The following is an 18,956-nucleotide window of genomic DNA, read 5'->3' as shown; positions in this document are numbered from 1 at the left end:
CGCGACGGCCCGCCGCCCGCCTGTGGCATCGGCACTCCGCCCCTTGCGGCTCCAGCGGCCCGCCGCTCCCCACTTTCTCCTTCCGGGACCTCAACCCGTTCTGTGGGTTGCGCCCGTGCGGTGGGAGGCGGGCAGAGCGGGAGGAGGGCGCGCCTGCGCCGGGAACCGGCCGACGGCGCAGCCGCTCCGCGTGCCGGCCGGCGGCGCAGCCGGAGCCGGCCGGGGAAGCCGCCGCTGCGGGCGTCGGCCGGCGGCGCAGCCGGAGCCCGCCGGAGGACCGCCCGGCGAGCACCTGCACCGCCTTCTCCCCGGGCACGCCGAGGGGGAGCGCCAGGGGAGCGGCGAGCAGCGCGTTCGTACCGCCAGTAAGACCAAGCGTCACGAATAAGGGCTGAACGCTACGAGAACGGGTCAGAAGGGCAGGATGCACATCCGTGTCGGTCCCGCAGGCCCGTGATATCCGGGCTTTCCGTCCGGCGTCGGTGGCGGGACCGGCCTGGGAACGTGCCAGGATAGGCGGGTGGACATCGACCTCGCTGATCTGGATTTCTGGCGCAAGCCGCTGAAGGAGCGGAACGAGGCTTTCGCCCGGCTCCGGCAACTGGAGCACCCGGTGTTCTTCCCCGAGAAGAAGGTGCCGTTCCTTCGCTCGGGCAAGGGCTTCTACGCCCTCGTACGCCATGCCGACGTCGTCGAGGCCAGCCGCAATCCGAAGATCTTCTCCAGCGAGCCGGCCGTCACCAACCCCGAGCCGCCCGGGTGGATCAAGCAGGTGTTCGGTGAGTCGATGGTCAACATGGACGACCCGCGCCACGCCCGCCTGCGCCGCATCGTGACCCGCTCGTTCAGTCCGAAGATGCTGTCCGGCCTGCAGAGCGATATCGAGGCCGCGTGCAAGCGCATCGTCGACGACGTCATCAAGGACGGCCCGCGCGACTTCGTCTCCCAGGTCGCCGCCCGGCTGCCCATCCACGTCATCTGCGACATGCTGGACATCCCGCAGGAGCTGCGCGAGCGCGTGCACAAGCATGTCGACATCTCCACCGCCTACACCGGCGTGCGCCCCAGCCTGGCGCGCAGCGTCCAGATGGCCGGCCAGAACATGATGGCCCTGCTCGCCCTCCAGCGCATGGTCATCAAGCTCGGCCACGAGCGCGCCGCGAACCCCAAGGGCGACCTGGTCTCCCTGCTGGTCACCGCCAACGTCGACGGCGAGAAGCTGACCGACAAGGAACTCGGCTCGTTCTTCTCGCTGCTGCTGGTCGCCGGCAACGAGACGACCCGCAACGCGATGGCCCACGGCATCCGGCTGCTCACCGAGAACCCCGCACAGCGCGAGCTGCTGCTGAGCGACTTCGACGCGCACATCAACAACACGATCGAGGAGATCGTCCGGTACGTCTCGCCCATCATGCAGTTCCGCCGCACGGTCACCCAGGACTACTCGCTGCGCGGGCTGGAGCTGAAGAAGGGCGACAAGGTCGTGCTGTTCTACGGCTCCGCCAACCGCGACGAGTCGGTCTTCCCCGACCCCGACACGTTCGACATCACCCGCGACACCAAGCCTCACGTCGGCTTCGGCGGGCCCGGGCCCCACTTCTGCCTCGGCGCCAACCTGGCGCGGCAGGAGCTGCGGACGATGTTCCGCGAGCTGTTCACCCGGCTGCCCGGCATCCGCACGGTGGGGGAGCCGGAGCTGCTGCTGTCGAACTTCGACAACAGCGTCCGCAGCCAGCGCTTCACGTTCTGATTCCGGGCCGGCCGCGGGCGCGGTCAGTCGCCGGCGGCCAGCACGTTCGACCTGATCGTCACCCACGTGATCGCCGCCGCGACGGCCATCATCGCCGCCGAGATCAGCATCGCCGTCCTGAACCCGGCGTCGAACACCGGCGGGTTCTGGAAGGCGTCGCCCACCAGCCCCACCAGCGGCGGCACCGCGGCCACCGCCAGCAGCCCGCCGGTGCGCGCGACCGCGTTGTTGACGCCGCTGGCCATGCCCGCGTGCCGTTCGTCGGCCGAGGCGAGCACGGTCGCCGTCAGCGGCGCGACCGTCGCCGACAGCCCGAGCCCGAACAGGAACACCGCGGGCAGCACCTGGAACGGGTAGGAGGCGCCGAACCCGATCGTGCTCATCGCCAGGAACCCGCCGCCCGCCGCCAGCATCCCGAGCGTCATGGGCGTGCGCGGCCCGAACCGCTTGGCGAGCTCGCCGGCCCTGGCCGACAGCAGCATCATCAGGATCGTCGCGGGCAGCATCGCCATGCCCGCCGCGATGGGCGAGAACCCGGACACCACCTGGAGCTGCACCACCAGCAGGAAGAACACCACGCCCATGGCCGCGTACATGATGAGCGTCACGATGTTGACGGCCGTGAACACCCGGTCGCGGAAGATGCCCACCGGCACCAGCGCGTCCGGCGACCTGCGCACCTGCACCACCACGAACGCCGCGCCCAGCACCACCCCGGCGGCCAGCGGCGCCACCGCGCCCCGCTCGATCAGCCCGTACGTGAGCCCGGCCAGCGCCAGCGCCGCGAGCACCGAGCCGAGCACGTCGAAGCGTCCCGCCGCCTGCTCGTCCCGGCTCTCCGGCACGTGCCGCAGCGTGACGAAGACGATGAGCGCCGCGAACGGCAGGTTGATCAGGAACGCCCACCGCCAGCCGGCCGACTGCACCACCCAGCCGCCGACCAGCGGCCCGACCGCGCTGGCCACGCCGCCGAGCCCCGACCACACGCCCACCGCGCGCGGCCGGTCGTGCCGCAGGAAGCTCGCCTGGATGATCGCCAGCGAGCCCGGCGTGAGCAGCGCCCCGCCGACGCCCTGCAGGGCGCGCGCCGCGATGAGCATCTCGATGCTCCGCGACAGTCCGCACAGCGCCGATGCGACCGCGAACCAGACGACCCCGATGAGGAAGATCCGGCGGCGGCCGTAGCGGTCGCCGAGCGAGCCGCCCAGCAGGATGAGCCCGGCCAGGGTCAGCGTGTACGCGTTGATCGTCCACTGCAGCCCGTCCATGCGGGCGTCCAGGTCGCGGCCGAGGAACGGCAGCGCCACGTTCACCACGGTGCCGTCGAGCAGCGCGAGCCCGGACCCGAGCACCGTCGCCGCCAGGATCCACCGGCCACGCGCCGACTTGACGGCGACGTGCCCATCGGCCTGCTGGGACGGGTTGCTCATGCGAACATCATCCAGCCCTGGCCTGGATCACCCGTACGCGGGGGTGCGCGGCTGGGCCCGAGGTGCGTCAGCGGCGCTCGATCGCCCGGAGCACGAACTCCGACACCAGCTCCCCGGCTCGCTCCACCGTGACGTCGCCGCTGATGAGCGGCACCCGCTCGGCCCCGATGACCGCGAGCACCATGCGCGCGGTGGCCGCCACATCCAGCACGCGGAAGTCGCCCGCCTCGATCCCGCTCTGCAGGATGCCGGCCAGCACCTGCTGCATCGGCGCGACGTGCTCGGCCAGCCGCTGGTACGCGTCGGGCCCCAGCGCGGCGCTCAGATCGGCGGCCCCGGGATGCGGATGGGCGAGCAGCCCGGCGAGCTGCAGCCTGACGAACGCCCGCAGCCGCTCGGCCGGCGACGCCCTCTCGGGCAGCTCACGCTCGTAGCTCTCGATGAAGTACCGCGTCACCCGCTCGGTGAAGGCCAGCAGCAGCGCCGCCTTGTCGGGAAAGTAGTTGTAGAGAACGGTCCGCGTGATGCCGGCCTCGTTGGCCACGTCCGTCATCGAGATCTCATCGATGCCCTGCACCCGCGACAGCCGGGAGACGGCCTGCAGGATGCGGTCGCGCGTCTGCGCGCGATGCTCACCGATGGTGGCGGCCGAGATACGGGGCATACCCACCATCGTAGGCCGCCCCGCTCACTCCGCCCCCGTCAAGCAGGGATGATCACGCGGCCTTCCTGATGACGCGGTGGAGGTCGGTGAGGACGTCGGTGTTGAGCCGGTACGCCAGGCGCACCTCGGCGATCATCCGCTGCCGCTCGGCCTCGTCCAGCTCCTCGCCCAGGGCGTCGAGGCGGGCGCGGTACTCGCTTTTGAAGCGGGGCAGGCTGCCCAGCTCGTCGAAGACGTAGAAGTCGACGCCCCCGCCCCTGCCGTAACCGTAGATCTTCTGCAGCTCCATCCGGATGAACTGGCCGCCGGACAGGTCGCCGAGGTAGCGGGTGTAGTGGTGGGCGACGTAGCCGCCAGGCCAGCCGGCGACCTCGCGGATGCGGGCCACGAGGGCGCGGGTGGACTCCGACGGCGCGATGCGGTCGCGCCAGCCGGGGCCGTAGATGGCGGCGAGGTCGCGTTCCAGCGCCGCCTCCCGATAGAGCTCGGGGAAGACGAAGCGGCCCGCCACCGGGTGGCCGGCCAGCTCGCGGGAGACGCCGTCGAGCGCGGCGTAGGCGAAGTAGTGCTGGGCCACCATCTCGCCGTATTCCTGCTCGGTCAGGCGGCCGGCCATCAGCGCGGCGAGGTATCCGCCGGACTCGGCGGACTCGTGGTCGGACCACGTGGCGTTCCGCAGCGTTTCGGAGAAGGTCGAGGTCACGGCCCACCTCTGCTCGTGCCGGCGTTTCATGACGAAGTGTCACAAACGGCGGCGGGCGGCGTCAAGAAGATGACGACAGTCTGTCAGCAAAGTCTGCCTCTCCTTTCCGCTGCCAGGAAAAGGCCACGTCAGGCCGGGCGTTCGGCGTAATGGCAGGCCGCGAAGTGGCCGTCCACCTCTTCGAACGCCGGCTCGACCTGCCCGCACCGATCCGTGGCCTTCCAGCAGCGGGTGTGGAAGCGGCAGCCGGGCGGTGGCGCCACCGGGCTCGGCGGGTCGCCGGCCAGCATGATGCGCTTGCGGCCGCGCAGGGCGGGCTTCGGCACGGGCGCCGCCGACAGCAGCGCCATCGTGTACGGATGCGCCGGCGCCGAGTACACCTCGGCCGCCGTGCCCAGCTCCGCCATCCGCCCCAGGTACATCACGCCCACCCGGTGGGAGACGTGCCGGACGACGGCGAGGTCGTGCGCGATGAACACCAGCGCCACCCCGAGCGTGCGCTGCAGCTCGGCGAAGAGGTTGACCACCTGCGCCTGCACCGACATGTCGAGCGCCGACACGGGCTCGTCGCAGACGATCACGTCGGGCTCGGTGGCAAGGGCGCGGGCGATGCCGATCCGCTGCCGCTGGCCGCCGGAGAACTCGTGCGGGAAGCGGCTCATCCGGTCGGGCGACAGGCCGACCAGGGTCAGCAGCTCGGCGACGCGCTCGCGCATGGCGCGGGAGTTCGGCGCCAGGCGGTGCACGCGCAGCGGCTCGGCCACGATGTCGTGCACGGTCATGCGCGGGTTGAGCGAGGTGAGCGGGTCCTGGAAGACCATCTGGACCCGCCGCCTGATGTCGCGCGGCACGCCGCCCCTGGTGAAGAAGGGCCGGCCGCGGAAGGTGACCTCGCCCTCGTCGGGACGTTCGAGGCCGACGAGCATGCGGGCCAGGGTGGACTTGCCGCAGCCCGACTCGCCGACGATGCCGAGGGTCTCGCCGGGATAGAGGTCGAGGTCCACGCCGGAGACCGCGCGTACGGCGCCGCCCCTGGACAGCAGGCCGCCCCGGTACGTCTTGTGCAGGTTCACCGCCCGCAGCACCGGCTCGCTCTCCTGCTCGGAGGTCCTGGTGGGGGCGGCGTCAGGTGAGAGCGCCATCGAGCATCTCCTCCGCGTGGTGGCAGGCGACGTAACGGTCCGATCCGGCCCGCAGGACCGTGAGCGGCGGCCGGGTCCGGCCGCACACCTCGCTCGCCCGCGCGCAGCGCGGCGCGAACGAGCACCCCGGCGGCACCTCGGCCGGGCTGGGCGGCGCGCCGGGAATGGCGCGCAGCTCCGATGCCGGGCTGTCCAGGTCGGGGACGGCGGCGAGCAGCGCCTCCGTGTACGGGTGCGCGGGCCGCTCGTACAGCTCGCCGACCTCGCCGCGCTCGACGATGCGCCCGGCGTACATGACCGCGATCCGGTCGCTGACCTCGGCCGCGACGCCGAGATCGTGCGTGATGAGCAGCACGGCGGTGCCCAGCTCGCGCCGCAGCCGGTCGATGAGCTCCAGGATCTGCGCCTGGACGGTCACGTCGAGCGCGGTCGTCGGCTCGTCGGCGATGATCAGGTCGGGCTCCAGCGCCACCGCCATGGCGACGAGGATGCGCTGCCGCATGCCGCCGGAGAACTGGTGCGGGTAGTCGTCGATGCGCTTGGCGGCGGCGGGGATGCCGACGAGGTCGAGCATCTCGATGGAGCGGGCCCGCGCCTCCTTGCGCGACAGGCCGCGGTGCACGCGGAACAGCTCGCCGATCTGGTCGCCGATGCTGAGCACGGGGTTGAGCGCCGACAGCGCGTCCTGGAAGACGAGCGTCATCGCGCTGCCGCGCAGCGCTCTGAGCTGCTCGGCGTCCATGGCGAGCAGGTCGCGCCCGCCGAGCCTGGCCGACTCGCAGCGTACGCGGGCGTTCGGCTGGTCGAGCAGCCCCATGACGGCCTTCGCGGTGACGGATTTGCCCGAGCCCGACTCGCCGAGCAGCGCCAGCGTCTGGCCGCGCTCGATGGTCAGGTCGACCCCGCGGACCGCCGGGATCTCGCGTCCCTGGACGGTGAAGGTGACATGCAGGCCGCGGATTTCCAGGGCCGGTGGTTCGCTCACCGCACCCCCTCCTCGATTGTGACGAATGCTGGCGCTGATGGATGGTCTGCTGCCGAAAAACAACTCGGATATTGTCTTTGGCGCCTGATCCTGGCAAACTTCCGGCAATCGGACAAGAGGGGATACCAGATGCTGGAAGCCGCGAAGAGCTACAAGGGCTACCGTTCGTACGAGTACCTCGAAGAAGGTGTCGACTACCGGCACTTCGACCTGGCCCCCGAGATCGGCCGCGTCCCCGCCTACCAGGGGCCCGAGCTCACCACCGAGCAGACCGAGCGCGTACGCCGTCTCCTCACCGAGAGCCTCGTCGTCTCCCTGCACGACCACCCGTCGGTCTTCCCCGACGACATCAGCCAGACCGTCGACTACAACCGCACCGCCCGCCACCGCACCGGCTACGAGGGCCTGGCCCGCTCCGGCATGACCGTCGTCTTCGACAACCTCATGGACGGCACCTGCTGCGTCACCAGCCAGGCCGGCTGGAAGTGGACCGATGTGATCGCCGACATCGGCATGCGTCTGTCGGACATCGCCCACCAGGACTACCTCATCAAGGTCGAACGCCTCGCCGACGTGTACGAGGCGCACAACAGCGGCCGCATGGGCCTCGTGCTCGCCCTGGAGGCGGCCACGATGATCGAGAACGAGCTCGACAGGATCGACATGCTGTACGGCTTCGGCGTACGGCAGATGGGCATCGCCTACAGCGAGGCCAACACGCTCGGCAGCGGCCTGAAGGAGCGCCGCGACGGCGGCCTGACCCTGTTCGGCGAGAAGGCCGTGCGCCGCATGAACAAGCTCGGCATCGCCATCGACGTCTCGCACTCCGGCGACCAGACCTCGCTCGACACGATCAGGCACTCCACCAAGCCGATCCTCATCACCCACGCCGGCGCCCGCGCGGTCTGGCCCACCAACCGCATGAAGCCCGACGAGGTCATCAAGGCGGCGGCCGAACGCGGCGGCGTCATCGGCCTGGAGGCGGCCCCGCACACCACGCTGTCGCCGAACCACCCCAGGCACAGCCTGGAGTCGGTCATGGACCACTTCACGTACTGTGTGGACCTGGTCGGCATCGACCACGTGGCCTTCGGCCCCGACACGCTCTTCGGCGACCACGTCGGGCTGCACGACACGTTCGCCGACCACCTGTCGATCAGGGAGGCGCACGCCGGGATCGGCTACGAGAAGGTCGAGTACGTGGACGGCCTGGAGAACCCGGCCGAATGCTTCTGGAACATCATCTCCTGGCTCGTCGCCCACGATTACTCGGACGACGAGATCACCAAGGTCGTCGGGGGCAACGTCATGCGGGTGCTGGAAGAGGTCTGGATCTGATGAAACGTGTCACGCTCGCCGCGGCGCTGGCCGCCGCACTTACCGCCATCACGGCTTGCGCCCCCAGCGTGCCCGGCCAGTCGGGCTCACCGTCCGCACAGCAGGCCGCTCCGGCCTCGGCCGACCGGCTGACCATCGGCACCACCGCCGACGTGGTCAACTACAACCCGCTGGTCGGCAACAGCCGTACCGACTCGTGGGTCACCAGCCTCATGTACCCCCACCTCATGCAGATGGACGAGGCCGGCAAGCGCACCCCGTACCTCGCCACCGAGTGGTCGTACGCGGAGGACGGCAAGAGCGCCACCGTCAAGCTGCGCGACGACATGAAGTGGTCCGACGGCAAGCCGGTCACCGCCGACGACGTGGTGTTCGCGATCACGGCGGTACAGAAGGAGCAGTTCGGCGTCGTGGCCGGGCTCATCACCGCGCTCGACAAGGCCGAGGCCGTCTCGCCCACCGAGGTGCGCTTCACGCTGACCCGCCCCGACGGCACGTTCCTCGACAACGTGGGCTTCTGGCTGCCGATCGTGCCCAAGCACGTCTTCGAGAAGGCCCCGAGCGTGCAGAAGTTCGCCAACGACAAGGACTGGGTGAGCGCGGGGCCGTTCAAGCTGACCAAGGTCGAGCGCGGCCAGCGCTACATCATGGAGCGCGTCGACGACTTCGGGCCCGGCAAGCCCACCGTCAAGGAGGTCGTCTTCCGCGTCTTCCCCGACGTCAACACCGAGGTGCTGGCGCTGCGCAACGGCGAGATCGACCTCATCGGCAACGTGCTGCCGCCCGCCACCGCGGCCGAGCTGAAGAACGACCCCAAGGTCAAGCTCCAGCAGATCCCCTCGCTCGGCTGGGCCCACCTGCAGTACAACACCAAGCGCAAGCCGCTGGACGACGTGCGCGTGCGCCAGGCGCTGGCCCACGCCGTGGACTACGAGGCCATCAGGAACATCGCGCTGAAGGGCTTCGCCAAGTCCTCCAACTCCAGCGTGCTCACCCCCACCCTGCCCGACTGGACCGACCCGACGTCCAAGGAGTACGCCTTCGACCCCGAGCAGTCCAAGAAGCTGCTCGCCGAGGCGGGGCAGACCGGCCTCAAGCTCGGCATGATCTACGACCAGGCCGACCCGAACATCGCCCGCTGGGCGCCCATGGTGCGCGACTCGGCGAAGAAGGCCGGGATCACGATCGAGCTGCAGGGCCTGGAGCGCAACACGTACCTGGACAAGACGGCCAAGCGCGACTTCGACATCTACGCCGGATCGTGGGCGATCATGGACAACCCGCCCGCGAACCTGGGGCTGGCGTTCAAGACCGGTGGGTTCATCAACTACGCCCAGGTCGAGGACCCCAAGCTGGACGCGCTCATCGACAAGGCGCAGCGCGCGCTCACCGTCGACGAGGCCAGGGGCCCGATCCAGGAGGCCGCCCGCATCATCCACGACCAGGTCTACGACAACGTCCTGTACGTGGAGACGTTCAACATCGCCTACTCCGCGAAGTGGACCGGCTTCAAGCCGATGCCGAGCGAGCTGCTGTCCATCCTGAACCCGCTCTCCCTCGCCTCGGCGAAGCCGGCGGGCTGATATGCGGTTCATCGGCCTACGGCTGGCCCGCGGCCTGCTCACCCTGTGGTTCGCGGTCACGGTGACGTTCTTCCTGGTCCGCCTGCTGCCGGGCGACCCGGTGCTGGCCGTGGCCGACCCGAACATGACCGAGGAGCTGCGCCGGAAGCTGCTCGCCGACTTCGGCCTGGACAAGCCCCTGGCCGCACAGTACGTCGACTACCTCGGCCAGCTCCTCCACGGCAACCTCGGCATGTCGTTCCGCCAGTCGGTCCCCGTCACGACCGTGCTGATGGAACGGCTGCCGTGGACGCTGATCCTCACCGGCTCGGCCATGGTGGTGACGATCGCGCTGGGCATCCCGCTCGGCGTGCTCGCCGCCACCAGGGCCAAGGGCTGGCTCGACCGGGTCATCCAGCTCACCGGCGTCACCGCCCAGTCGCTGTTCGTGCCCAGCGTCGGCATCTTCCTCATGTACGTGCTGGGCGTCTGGCTCGGCTGGTTCCCCATCGGCGGCGCGGTGGACCTCGACGCCACCGGCATCGCCGCCACCGTCAGCATGGTGCACCACCTGGTGCTGCCCTGCCTGTCGCTGGTGCTCATCCAGCTCGGCGGCTACGTGCTGACCATGCGGACCACGCTCATCGAGGCGCTCGGCGAGGACTACGTCTCGCTGGCCAGGGCCAAGGGCGTACGGCCCGGGACGGTCGTGTGGAAGCACGCGCTGCGCAACGCGCTGCTGCCCACCACCACCATCGCCGGACTGCAGCTCGGCACCCTGGTCGGCGGCGCGGTGCTGACCGAGACCATCTACGCCTACCCGGGCATCGGCCGCGCCATCTACGAGGCGGTCGGCCAGCTCGACTTCCCCGTCCTGCAGGGCGCGTTCGTGCTGCTCGCCGCCGCCGTCGTGGTGGCCAACCTGATCACGGACGTGGCCTACGGCATCCTCGACCCGAGAGTGCGCACCACATGACCGCCATCGCAGCGGAGCTCACCCCGCGCAGGCGGACCTGGAGCTCCTTCCGCCGCAACCCGCTCGGCATGGCCAGCGCGGCCGTGCTGCTGCTGATGCTGCTCATCGCGATCTTCGCGCCGCTCATCGCGCCCTTCCCCGAGGGATACGGCCCCGACACCTCGCAGCCGCCCTCGGCCGCCCACTGGTTCGGCACCGACGACATCGGCCAGGACGTCTTCGCCCAGGTCGTCTGGGGCACCAGGGTCAGCATGGCGGTCGGCGCCAGCGCCTCCGTGCTGGCCATCGGCATCGGCCTGCTCATCGGCGTCAGCGCCGCGTACTTCCGCCGCCTCGACACCCCGCTCGGCGTGCTGGTCGACCTGTCGCTGTCGCTGCCCGTGCTGCCGCTGATGATCCTGGTCGCCGCGCTCGCCGGGCCCAGCGTGCGCACGCTGGCCGTGGTGATCGCGCTGTTCAGCTGGCCCGAGGTGGCCCGCGTGGTGCGCTCGCAGGCGCTGGCCATCGTGCCCATGCCGTTCGTGTCGGCGGCCAAGGTCGTCGGCGGCTCGTCGTGGTGGATCGTCCGCAAGCACCTGCTGCCCGGCGTCGTCCCCGTCGTCGGCGTGTCCGTCGTGCTCACCACGTCGCGCGCCGTGCTGTCGGAGGCCGGGCTCTCCTTCCTCGGCCTGGGCGACCCGAACAGCTGGTCGTGGGGGACCATCCTGCACAAGGCGCAGCAGTCGGGGGCGCTCGCCTCCGCCTGGTGGACCACGCTGTTCCCGTCGCTGGCGATCCTGCTGCTCGTTCTCTCCACCACGCTGCTGTCCGTGGCCTACAACGACGCCCGCAACCACAGGAGCGACACATGACCTTCTCCCAGCGGCTGCCCGGCTCCTTCTACGCGGGCGCCCTCGACCGGGTGCGCGCCCGCATGGCCGCCGACGGGCTGGCGGCGCTGCTGCTCGACGACCCGCTGGACGTCGCCTACCTCACCGGATTCCACCACTTCCCGAACGAGCGCCCGGTCGCCTGCTGGCTGCCGCTCGACGGCGACCCCGTGCTGCTCGTGCCCGACCTCGAACGCGAGTACGCCGAGGACCAGGGCGCCAGGGCCGAGATCCTCGCCTACCCAGAGTTCCCCGGCACCCGCTCGCCGTTCGCGGTGCTCGCCGCGCACGTCCCCGCCCCCGCCACGGCCGGGTACGCGCCGTCCACCTCGATCGGCCGTACGGCGGCGCTGGCCGAGGCGTTCCCCGGCACCCGCTGGCGCGTCTGCGACGCCGTCGGCCAGGTGCGGCTGCGCAAGCAGCCCGAGGAGATCGCGCTGCACGAGGAGGCCGCCCGCATCGCCGACCGGATGATCGACGCCGGCGTCGAGCTGGTCAGGCAGGCCCTCGAAGCGGGCGGCGAGCTGCCCACCGAGACCGAGCTGGCCGGCCACGTCATCTCCTACGGCTCCCGCCTCATGTACGCCTCCCACGAGGACGTCGTGGTCGTCCCCATGCTGACCGGCGGCCTCGTCTACGGCGGGCCCAACTCCGCCCAGCCGCACCGGCTGCCCGGCGGTGACCGGCTCAAGGCGGGGGAGACGTTCATGCTCTCGCTCGGCTGCGCCGTCGGCGGCCGGTTCGTCGAAAGCGAGCGCACGTTCGTCATCGGCGAGCCCACGCCCGAGCAGGCCCGCTACTACGAGGCCGTACGCGAGGCGCAGGAGATCGGCACCGAGGCGCTCGTCCCCGGCATCACCTGCGAAGAGGCCAACCGCCGCTGCCTGGCCGTCATCAAGGAGGCCGGCTACGGCGCGCACCTGCGCCACCGCCAGGGGCACGGCATCGGGCTCGGCTTCCACGAGCCGCCGTGGCTGTCCGACGGCGACGCCACCGAACTCGCCCCCGGCATGATCCTGTCCAGCGAGCCCGGCGTCTACGTGCCGGGCCACGCCGGCTACCGCATCTCCGACACCGTGCTCGTCACCGAGTCGGGTCCGCGCCGGCTCACCGCGTACCCGCGCGAGCTCACCGACGTCGTCATCTGAGAGAGGACACCTGTGTACGTCGACATCAATGGCAACCGCCTCAACGTCGAGATACTCGGCGACGGCGAGCACGTCGTCATCGCCCACCACGGCGCACCCGGACTCGGCTCGCTCGCCGAACCCAAGGCCAGCTTCGGCCGCCTCGCCGACGCCTACCGGGTGCTCGTCTTCGACGCGAGAGGTTCCGGGGCCAGCGGGCTCAACGGGCCGTTCACCCACGAGCAGTGGGTGGCCGACGTCGAGGGCCTGCGCCAGTGGATCGGCGCCGAGAAGATCGTCATGGCCGGCGGCTCGTACGGCGGCTTCATCGCCATGGAGTACGCCGCCCGCCACCCCGACCGCGTCAGCGCCCTGGTCCTGCGCGACACCTCGGCCGACAACGCCAACCAGGACCTCGCCATCCGCAACGCCGCCGCCTCCTCCCGGGTGACGATCGACCGCGACAAGCTCGACCGCATCATGTCGGGCACCGTCCGCGACGACGACGACCTGCGCGACTGCTGGCGCGAGATCCTCCCCCTGTACGACCACGACTACGACCCCGCCAAGGTCGAGCAGCGCGTGGCCGCCACCCCGTACCACTACCAGACGCACAACTACGCCTTCGCCCACAACCAGCCGAACTACGACATCAAGCACCTGCTGCCCGGCATCACCGCGCCGACCCTCGTCACCGTCGGCCGCCACGACTGGATCACGCCGCCCGAGTGCAGCGAGACCATCGCCCGCCTCATCCCGGGTGCCGAGCTGCGCATCTTCGAGAAGTCCGGGCACTCGCCGCAGGTCGAGGAGGCCGAGCTGTGGGAGGCCACCGTCCGCGACTTCCTCGCCAGAGCGCTCGCCGGCACGTCCGGCTCCTCGGGTTCCGCCGGCTCTGTCAGCGAGGAGCCGGGTGGCGCGCGGCAGGTGCGAGAACGGCCCTGATCGCGCGATGATGCCCCCGATGGAAGATCTCGACGACCTCGACCGCAAGATCCTCGCCGCGCTCCACGTGAACGGCCGGGCGAGCTGGACCGACATCGCCCAGCTCATCGGCACCTCCACCACGACGGTGGCGCGGCGGGCCCAGCACCTGTTCAGCGCCGGCCTGGCCCGGGTCGCGGTGCTGCCGCACCTGGAGCACGAAGGACCCGTCCACGTGTTCCTCGTACGGCTGACCTGCGCGCCCGGCAGCCAGCTCAGGGTGGCGGGCCTGCTGGCCGCCAACCCCGACATCCGGTACGTCACCATCGTCACCGGCGGCTACGACATCGTGTTCGAGCTGGTCGCACCCAAACACCGCGACCTGTACTCGATGCTGGTCGACTTCGTCCAGTCCATCCCCGGGGCGCAGCAGAGCAACGCCGACCTGGTGCTGCACACGTACAAGGTGAGCTACGACTGGAGCGCGCCGCTGCTCGGGCAGGGCGCGAGCGCCTTCGCCACGCCCATGCCCGGCCACACCTGCGAACCCGGGCACCTCGACGACGTCGACCGCGAAGTGCTCGCCGCGCTCCGCGACGACGGCCGGGCCAGCTTCCAGTCCGTCGGCCGGCGCATCGGCATCAGCGAGAGCACCGCCAGGAGGCGGCTTGAGGCCATGCTCGAACGCGGCTGCGCCAGCGTCACCACGTTCATCCCCGCCGCCGCCCTCGGCTACGAGGCCGAGATCCTGTTCTGGTTGTCCATCGAGCCGAGCATGCAGGACAGCGTGGCCGAGCGGCTGTCCGGTGAACGCGGCGTCCGCATGATCGCGTCGGTGCTCGGGCAGGCCTCGCTCATCTGCGAGGTCATCGTCCCCACCACCGCCGACCTGCACCACTTCACCTCGCGCACGCTGGCCTCCGTACCCGGCATCCAGTCGTGGACGGCCGGAGTGCAGGTGCTGACCGTCAAACGCGGCTTCCTCATGGTGCCGTGGGCCGAAAGCAGAATCGCCGCGGCCCTGGCGGGCTGACCGGCCTCGGACCTGGCACGACCGGGGATGCGGCGCAGCGGCGCTGATCACGCAAAGGGGAGCCCCCGGGAGCTAGCGGGTGTAACGGTGCTTGGCGCCCGGAGGGAAGTACTCCGGGTCGCCGGCCTCGCGCAGCCGGATCACCGGCCGCTGCCGCTCGGGAGGCACGTAGGCGGCGAACTCGCTGTTCAGCCGGAGCAACCGGCCCAGGATCGCCTCGCCCGCGGCCGCCGCCACCTCCTCCGACGGCCGTACGCCCGGCATCAGCTCCACCGTGACCGTCAGGGCCCGGTCGCGGCGCTCGTCCTCGGCCACCTCCAGCACGAACTTGCCGGTCACCGCCCCGCTCACCTCCGGCTGCTCCAGGCCGACCGCGATGTTCTCCGGGTAGACGTTCGCGCCGTAGAAGGAGACCGTGAAGTGGCTGCGGCCGAACACGTACACGAACGGCCGCTCCGGGCCGCTCGCCGACGGCTTGAACCCGTGCTCCGCGACGTACGACAGCAGCCTGTCGTACGGCAGCACGCCGCCCTCGTCGGCGATGTGGTAGCGGATCAGCGGGACGCCGTTGTCGCCGGTGAACAGCAGCGTGCCCTCGTGCTCCTCGAAGTAGCGGACCCGCGGGTCGTACTGGACGAGGGTCGGCAGCCGCGACTCGCCGAAGATCTCTCTCGCCAGGTCCGGCCTGCCCGACAGGAAACGGCGGATCTCGGCCGACAGCGGCGTCTCGTTGCCCAGCACGCCGGCGTCGGCGGTGCCGTACAGGGAGGCGATGCCGCGCAGCGGGTCGGCGATGCCCGCCCGCTCGGCCACCAGCGCCCGCCACTCCTCGCTGAACACCTCGCCCGCCGTCACCAGCTTGAGGTCCCACTCGTGCCACGGCAGGTCCTCGGTGTCGATCACGTTCTTCAGGAACGGCGGGTAGCCCAGCAGCACCACCTGATCGAAGTACGGGGCCAGCGCGGGCAGCACCCGCCGGATCTCCCGCCGGTCGGTGCCCGGCGCGACCACCGTGATCGGGAACCCGCGCTCGGCCAGGTGACGGCAGCAGCTCACCGTGAACAGCCCGCCCACCCACGTGCCGAGCGCGAAGCACACCACCGCCAGCGTGCGCCGCTCGCGGGCCCCGAACGCGTCGCCGAACACCTCCGCGAACCGGTCCGTGATCACCCGCTCGTCCGACGCCGAGCGCGGCCAGAACGACGGCTCGCCCGTCGATCCCGACGACACGGCGACCATGTCCCCGATCACACCGTTCCTGCACAGGTCGGGCAGGGGATGGCGGCGCGTGTAGCCGTCCTTGGTCGTCATCGGCAACGTCGCGAAGTCCGCGAGCGTCCGCACCCTCGCCGGATCGACCTGATGCTCGGCCAGGAACCTGCCGTAGGCGGGCACGGTGGCCGCCACCTCGTGAAAGAGCTCAACGGGATCCACTCGCCGACTGTACGACCCCACCGCCTCCCGGAAAACCACCCCGGCCGCCGCAAGTGCACCTTCACACCGCCCCACGCGACTCTGTTCAGGACTGCTCCCGACGGGGTCGCGACGTTGGCCCTCGCGTGGCCCGACGAAGAGCGGCCGTGTGGCCCGACGGAGAGCGGCCGTGTGGCCATCCGGAGTTCGTGGCGCAGGCGTCCTGGTCGGTGGCAGATCCGACCGCGCCCTAGCCTCCCGGCCAGCGGCGGACCCGTTCCCCGTGCCCCGGCCGGGCCCCCGTGCCACCGGCTTCGGGCCCGGGCCACCGGCCAGCCGTGTCACAGACCGCGCGCCACTGGCCCGCCGTGTCATCGGCCACGTATCACAGACCGCTCGCCACTGGCCGGGTGCATGGTCACTCGCCGGGGCGGACGAGGCCGGATTCGTAGGCATAGACGATCGCCTGGGCGCGGTCGCGCAGGCCTAACTTCATCAGCACCCGCCCCACGTGCGTCTTGACCGTCTGCTCGGCCACGAACAGCTTTTCGGCGATCTCCTGGTTGGACAGCGCCTGGGCGACCAGCAGGAGCACCTCGGTCTCCCGCTCGGTCAGCTCGTCGAGCCGCCGCCCCGGCACCGGGCGCGGCGAGCCGAGCCGGGCGAACTCGGTGATCAGCCGCTTGGTGATGGCCGGCGCGAGGAGCGCCTCCCCGGCCGCGACCACGCGTACGGCCTCCACGAGCTGCGCCGCCGATGCGTCCTTCAGCAGAAACCCGCTCGCCCCCGCCCGCAGCGCCTCATAGACGTAGTCGTCGAGGTCGAACGTCGTCAGGATGAGCACTTTCGCCCCGATGTCGCGGGCCATGAGCTGCCGGGTCGCCTCAAGGCCGTTCATGACCGGCATGCGCACGTCCATCAGGACCACGTCGGGCTTGAGCTCGGCGGCCCGCTCGACGGCCTCGCGCCCGTCGGCCGCCTCGCCCACCACCTCGATGTCCGGCTGGCCGCTCAGGAACACCGTGAACCCGGTGCGCACCATGCCCTGATCGTCCGCGATCAGCACCCTGATCACGCGCTCTCCCTTCCCGCGATCGGTAACGTGGCCCGTACCTCGAACCCGCCACCGGGCACGGGACCTGCCTTCAACGTGCCGTCGAGCAGCGCCACCCGTTCCCGCATGCCGATGAGCCCATGCCCGCTCCCCGTCGAACCGGCTCGTGAAGCCCCGTCGCTCGGCTCGCGGGTTCGCCGAGTCCCACCGCCTGCCGGACCGGCCTGCGTGGCCCCGTCGTCCGGCACCCTGGCTCGCCGGCTCTTGCCGCCTGTCGCATCGGCTCGCGTGAGCCCGTGGTCCGGCGCATCGCCGCGCCGACTTCCGCCATCTTTCGCGAGTTCGCCGCCCTTCCCAGGCTCGCCACCCTTACCGGGTTCGCCGCGCCTCACGAACGAACCGCCCTTGCCAGAGCCGCCAACCTCCCCAGGCTCACCGACCTCCCTGGGCTTGCCGATGATCCCGGGCCCGCCGGCGTCCCCAGGTTCGCCGACCTCCGTAGACCTGCCGATGCCCCCCGGCTCACCGTCGTCCCAAGGCCCGCCGACGTCCCACTGACCGTTCCTAGAAGCGCTGCCCTGTCCGAGCTCGCCGACCGGGCGGTGGCCGGGTGCCAGGGCGGTGCCGGGCCGCTCCGGGTCCGAGCCGGACGGCAGGGCAGGGCTGGGGCCGTTGGTGATGGTGACGTGGAGCTCGTCGCCCACGCGGGCGATGTCGACGGCGACGGCCGCCCCGGGCGCGTGCCGCATCACGTTCGACAGAGACTCCTGGACGATCCGGTACGCCGACAGCTCCACCGCCGACGGCAGCCCGCTCAGCTCCCCGCTCCGTTTGACCAGCACCGCGAGCCCGGCGGCGCGCGCGTTGGCGGCCAGCTCGTCGATGCGGTCGAGCCCCGGCTGCGGCGCGGTGTCGGCCCGCCCGGTGGGGTCGCGCAGCACGCCGAGCACCTGGCGCAGCTGCGCGATGGCCTCGAGGGACAGCCCTCTGATCTCGGCGAGCCCCGCCTCTAACTGCGCGGGGTCGCCCGCCGCCTTGAGCGGCACCGCCTCGGCCTGAATGGCGATCACCGACATGTGGTGCGCGACCACGTCGTGCAGCTCACGCGCGATGCGGGCCCGCTCTTCCAGCACCGCCTGCGCGCTCTCGGCCTGCTTGGTGCGCCGCTCCTCCTCGACGAGTTTGGCGGTGGCGCTGCGCCGCACGCGTACGTTGTAGCCGAACAGCAGCGCGACCGTCGTGAAGACGGCGACCAGCGGCATGGAGTTGGGGTGGATGATCCACGCCGCCAGCACCGTGAGAACCCATACGCCCACCGTGATGCGCCGCTCGCAACGCACGGCCACGGAGTAGAGCACCAGCGGGTAGGCGATGGCCAGCCCGTCCGGATAGGGGGTGAGGCCAGGCATGCGGTTGAGCTCGACCGAGACGATGAAGGGCGTCGTCGCGAAGGCCCACCTCCAGGCGGCCAGCGGCCAGCGGTGGCGTAGGGCCACGGGAAGCGCGATACAGATCGCGGCCAGCGTGGGGTAGGAGTCGGTGACGGGCATGGGGAGCCCGTCGCGCGCCGTCATCCCGGTCCGGGTATCCGACTGCACGATCCACGAGAGGGTCACGTTGTACAGCCAGAGCGCCACCAGACCGTCCGCGATCCGCACGAGGTTGATGGTGCGCAGCGGCAGCACTCTCTGCACCGGCTGCGGCACGCGGAAGGTCAGCCGGCGCCCCTGCGGCATCGGGTCGGCGTCGCCCCGGTAGAGAGCGAGCGCGAACGGCTGCACCAGGGCACTCGTCGTGCGCCGCACCGCCCCCTTCTTCACGACACCCCCGTCCGGTCACCAGCTCCTCCGGCGAGCGGGGGAGGAGCAGAGGAAACGCCTGCTCAACAATAAATCGCGACCTTCGCCGGAGTCGTCACACCGAGGTCTGATCCTGACTCAACCCTAGGTATGGCTTACATCATTACGATCGCCGTGAGCGAACATC

The 18,956-nt window shown here is 70.9% G+C and carries 16 protein-coding genes; 8 read left to right on the top strand and 8 right to left on the bottom strand.

Annotated elements, in window-relative coordinates; all coding sequences use genetic code 11:
- Positions 1 to 520 precede the first annotated feature (520 nt).
- Entirely contained in the window at positions 521 to 1,750 is a 1,230-nt protein-coding gene (locus AB0K67_RS06975) for a cytochrome P450 (protein ID WP_364054145.1), read from the top strand.
- 23 nt (positions 1,751 to 1,773) lie between these two features.
- On the opposite strand, the gene AB0K67_RS06970 is transcribed toward AB0K67_RS06975, so the two are convergent.
- From AB0K67_RS06970 to AB0K67_RS06950, 5 genes are all read right to left on the bottom strand, one after another.
- Entirely contained in the window at positions 1,774 to 3,180 is a 1,407-nt protein-coding gene (locus AB0K67_RS06970) for an MFS transporter (RefSeq protein WP_364054142.1), read from the bottom strand.
- Positions 3,181 to 3,247: 67 nt separating this feature from the next.
- Positions 3,248 to 3,844: a TetR/AcrR family transcriptional regulator gene (locus AB0K67_RS06965; RefSeq protein ID WP_364054139.1), complete on the bottom strand. Its 597-nt coding sequence runs from the start codon at positions 3,842 to 3,844 to the stop codon at positions 3,248 to 3,250.
- 52 nt (positions 3,845 to 3,896) lie between these two features.
- Entirely contained in the window at positions 3,897 to 4,577 is a 681-nt protein-coding gene (locus AB0K67_RS06960) for a biliverdin-producing heme oxygenase (RefSeq protein ID WP_364054136.1), read from the bottom strand.
- 98 nt (positions 4,578 to 4,675) lie between these two features.
- Positions 4,676 to 5,689: an oligopeptide/dipeptide ABC transporter ATP-binding protein gene (locus AB0K67_RS06955; protein ID WP_364054133.1), complete on the bottom strand. Its 1,014-nt coding sequence runs from the start codon at positions 5,687 to 5,689 to the stop codon at positions 4,676 to 4,678.
- Complete coding sequence (locus tag AB0K67_RS06950) at positions 5,673 to 6,674, bottom strand: ABC transporter ATP-binding protein (RefSeq protein ID WP_364054130.1); 1,002 nt, start codon at positions 6,672 to 6,674, stop codon at positions 5,673 to 5,675. The genes AB0K67_RS06955 and AB0K67_RS06950 overlap by 17 nt, the downstream gene beginning before the upstream one ends.
- A gap of 129 nt (positions 6,675 to 6,803) precedes the next feature.
- Between AB0K67_RS06950 and AB0K67_RS06945 the strand changes: the two genes are divergently transcribed.
- The 7 genes from AB0K67_RS06945 to AB0K67_RS06915 are packed head-to-tail and all read left to right on the top strand — an operon-like array spanning position 6,804 to position 14,503.
- Complete coding sequence (locus AB0K67_RS06945) at positions 6,804 to 8,012, top strand: membrane dipeptidase (RefSeq protein ID WP_364054128.1); 1,209 nt, start codon at positions 6,804 to 6,806, stop codon at positions 8,010 to 8,012.
- Complete coding sequence (locus AB0K67_RS06940) at positions 8,012 to 9,595, top strand: ABC transporter substrate-binding protein (protein WP_364054125.1); 1,584 nt, start codon at positions 8,012 to 8,014, stop codon at positions 9,593 to 9,595. The genes AB0K67_RS06945 and AB0K67_RS06940 overlap by 1 nt, the downstream gene beginning before the upstream one ends.
- Before the next feature lies 1 nt (position 9,596).
- Positions 9,597 to 10,550, top strand: a complete 954-nt coding sequence (locus AB0K67_RS06935) for an ABC transporter permease (protein WP_364054122.1) — start codon at positions 9,597 to 9,599, stop codon at positions 10,548 to 10,550.
- Positions 10,547 to 11,401: an ABC transporter permease gene (locus AB0K67_RS06930; RefSeq protein ID WP_364054119.1), complete on the top strand. Its 855-nt coding sequence runs from the start codon at positions 10,547 to 10,549 to the stop codon at positions 11,399 to 11,401. Before AB0K67_RS06935 ends, AB0K67_RS06930 begins: the two co-directional genes overlap by 4 nt.
- Positions 11,398 to 12,567: a Xaa-Pro peptidase family protein gene (locus tag AB0K67_RS06925; protein WP_364054116.1), complete on the top strand. Its 1,170-nt coding sequence runs from the start codon at positions 11,398 to 11,400 to the stop codon at positions 12,565 to 12,567. Before AB0K67_RS06930 ends, AB0K67_RS06925 begins: the two co-directional genes overlap by 4 nt.
- Positions 12,568 to 12,579: 12 nt before the next feature.
- Complete coding sequence (locus tag AB0K67_RS06920; protein ID WP_364054113.1) at positions 12,580 to 13,491, top strand: alpha/beta hydrolase; 912 nt, start codon at positions 12,580 to 12,582, stop codon at positions 13,489 to 13,491.
- Positions 13,492 to 13,510: 19 nt separating this feature from the next.
- The gene (locus AB0K67_RS06915; RefSeq protein ID WP_364054110.1) at positions 13,511 to 14,503 is read left to right on the top strand and encodes an Lrp/AsnC family transcriptional regulator; all 993 of its coding nucleotides are present in this window, start codon (positions 13,511 to 13,513) and stop codon (positions 14,501 to 14,503) included.
- Between the two features lie 72 nt (positions 14,504 to 14,575).
- On the opposite strand, the gene AB0K67_RS06910 is transcribed toward AB0K67_RS06915, so the two are convergent.
- From AB0K67_RS06910 to AB0K67_RS06900, 3 genes are all read right to left on the bottom strand, one after another.
- Positions 14,576 to 15,937, bottom strand: a complete 1,362-nt coding sequence (locus AB0K67_RS06910) for a phenylacetate--CoA ligase family protein (protein ID WP_364054107.1) — start codon at positions 15,935 to 15,937, stop codon at positions 14,576 to 14,578.
- 397 nt (positions 15,938 to 16,334) lie between these two features.
- Positions 16,335 to 16,991: a response regulator transcription factor gene (locus AB0K67_RS06905; protein ID WP_364054105.1), complete on the bottom strand. Its 657-nt coding sequence runs from the start codon at positions 16,989 to 16,991 to the stop codon at positions 16,335 to 16,337.
- A complete protein-coding gene (locus AB0K67_RS06900; RefSeq protein WP_364054102.1) occupies positions 16,988 to 18,775 on the bottom strand; it encodes a histidine kinase in 1,788 nt (595 codons plus the stop codon). Before AB0K67_RS06900 ends, AB0K67_RS06905 begins: the two co-directional genes overlap by 4 nt.
- Positions 18,776 to 18,956: the final 181 nt, after the last annotated feature.

This window comes from Nonomuraea sp. NPDC052634 (genome assembly GCF_040678535.1).
GTDB lineage: Bacteria > Actinomycetota > Actinomycetes > Streptosporangiales > Streptosporangiaceae > Nonomuraea > Nonomuraea fastidiosa.
Note: the sequence above shows the minus strand (reverse complement) of the source record. Positions and strands in the feature narration are given on the sequence as shown.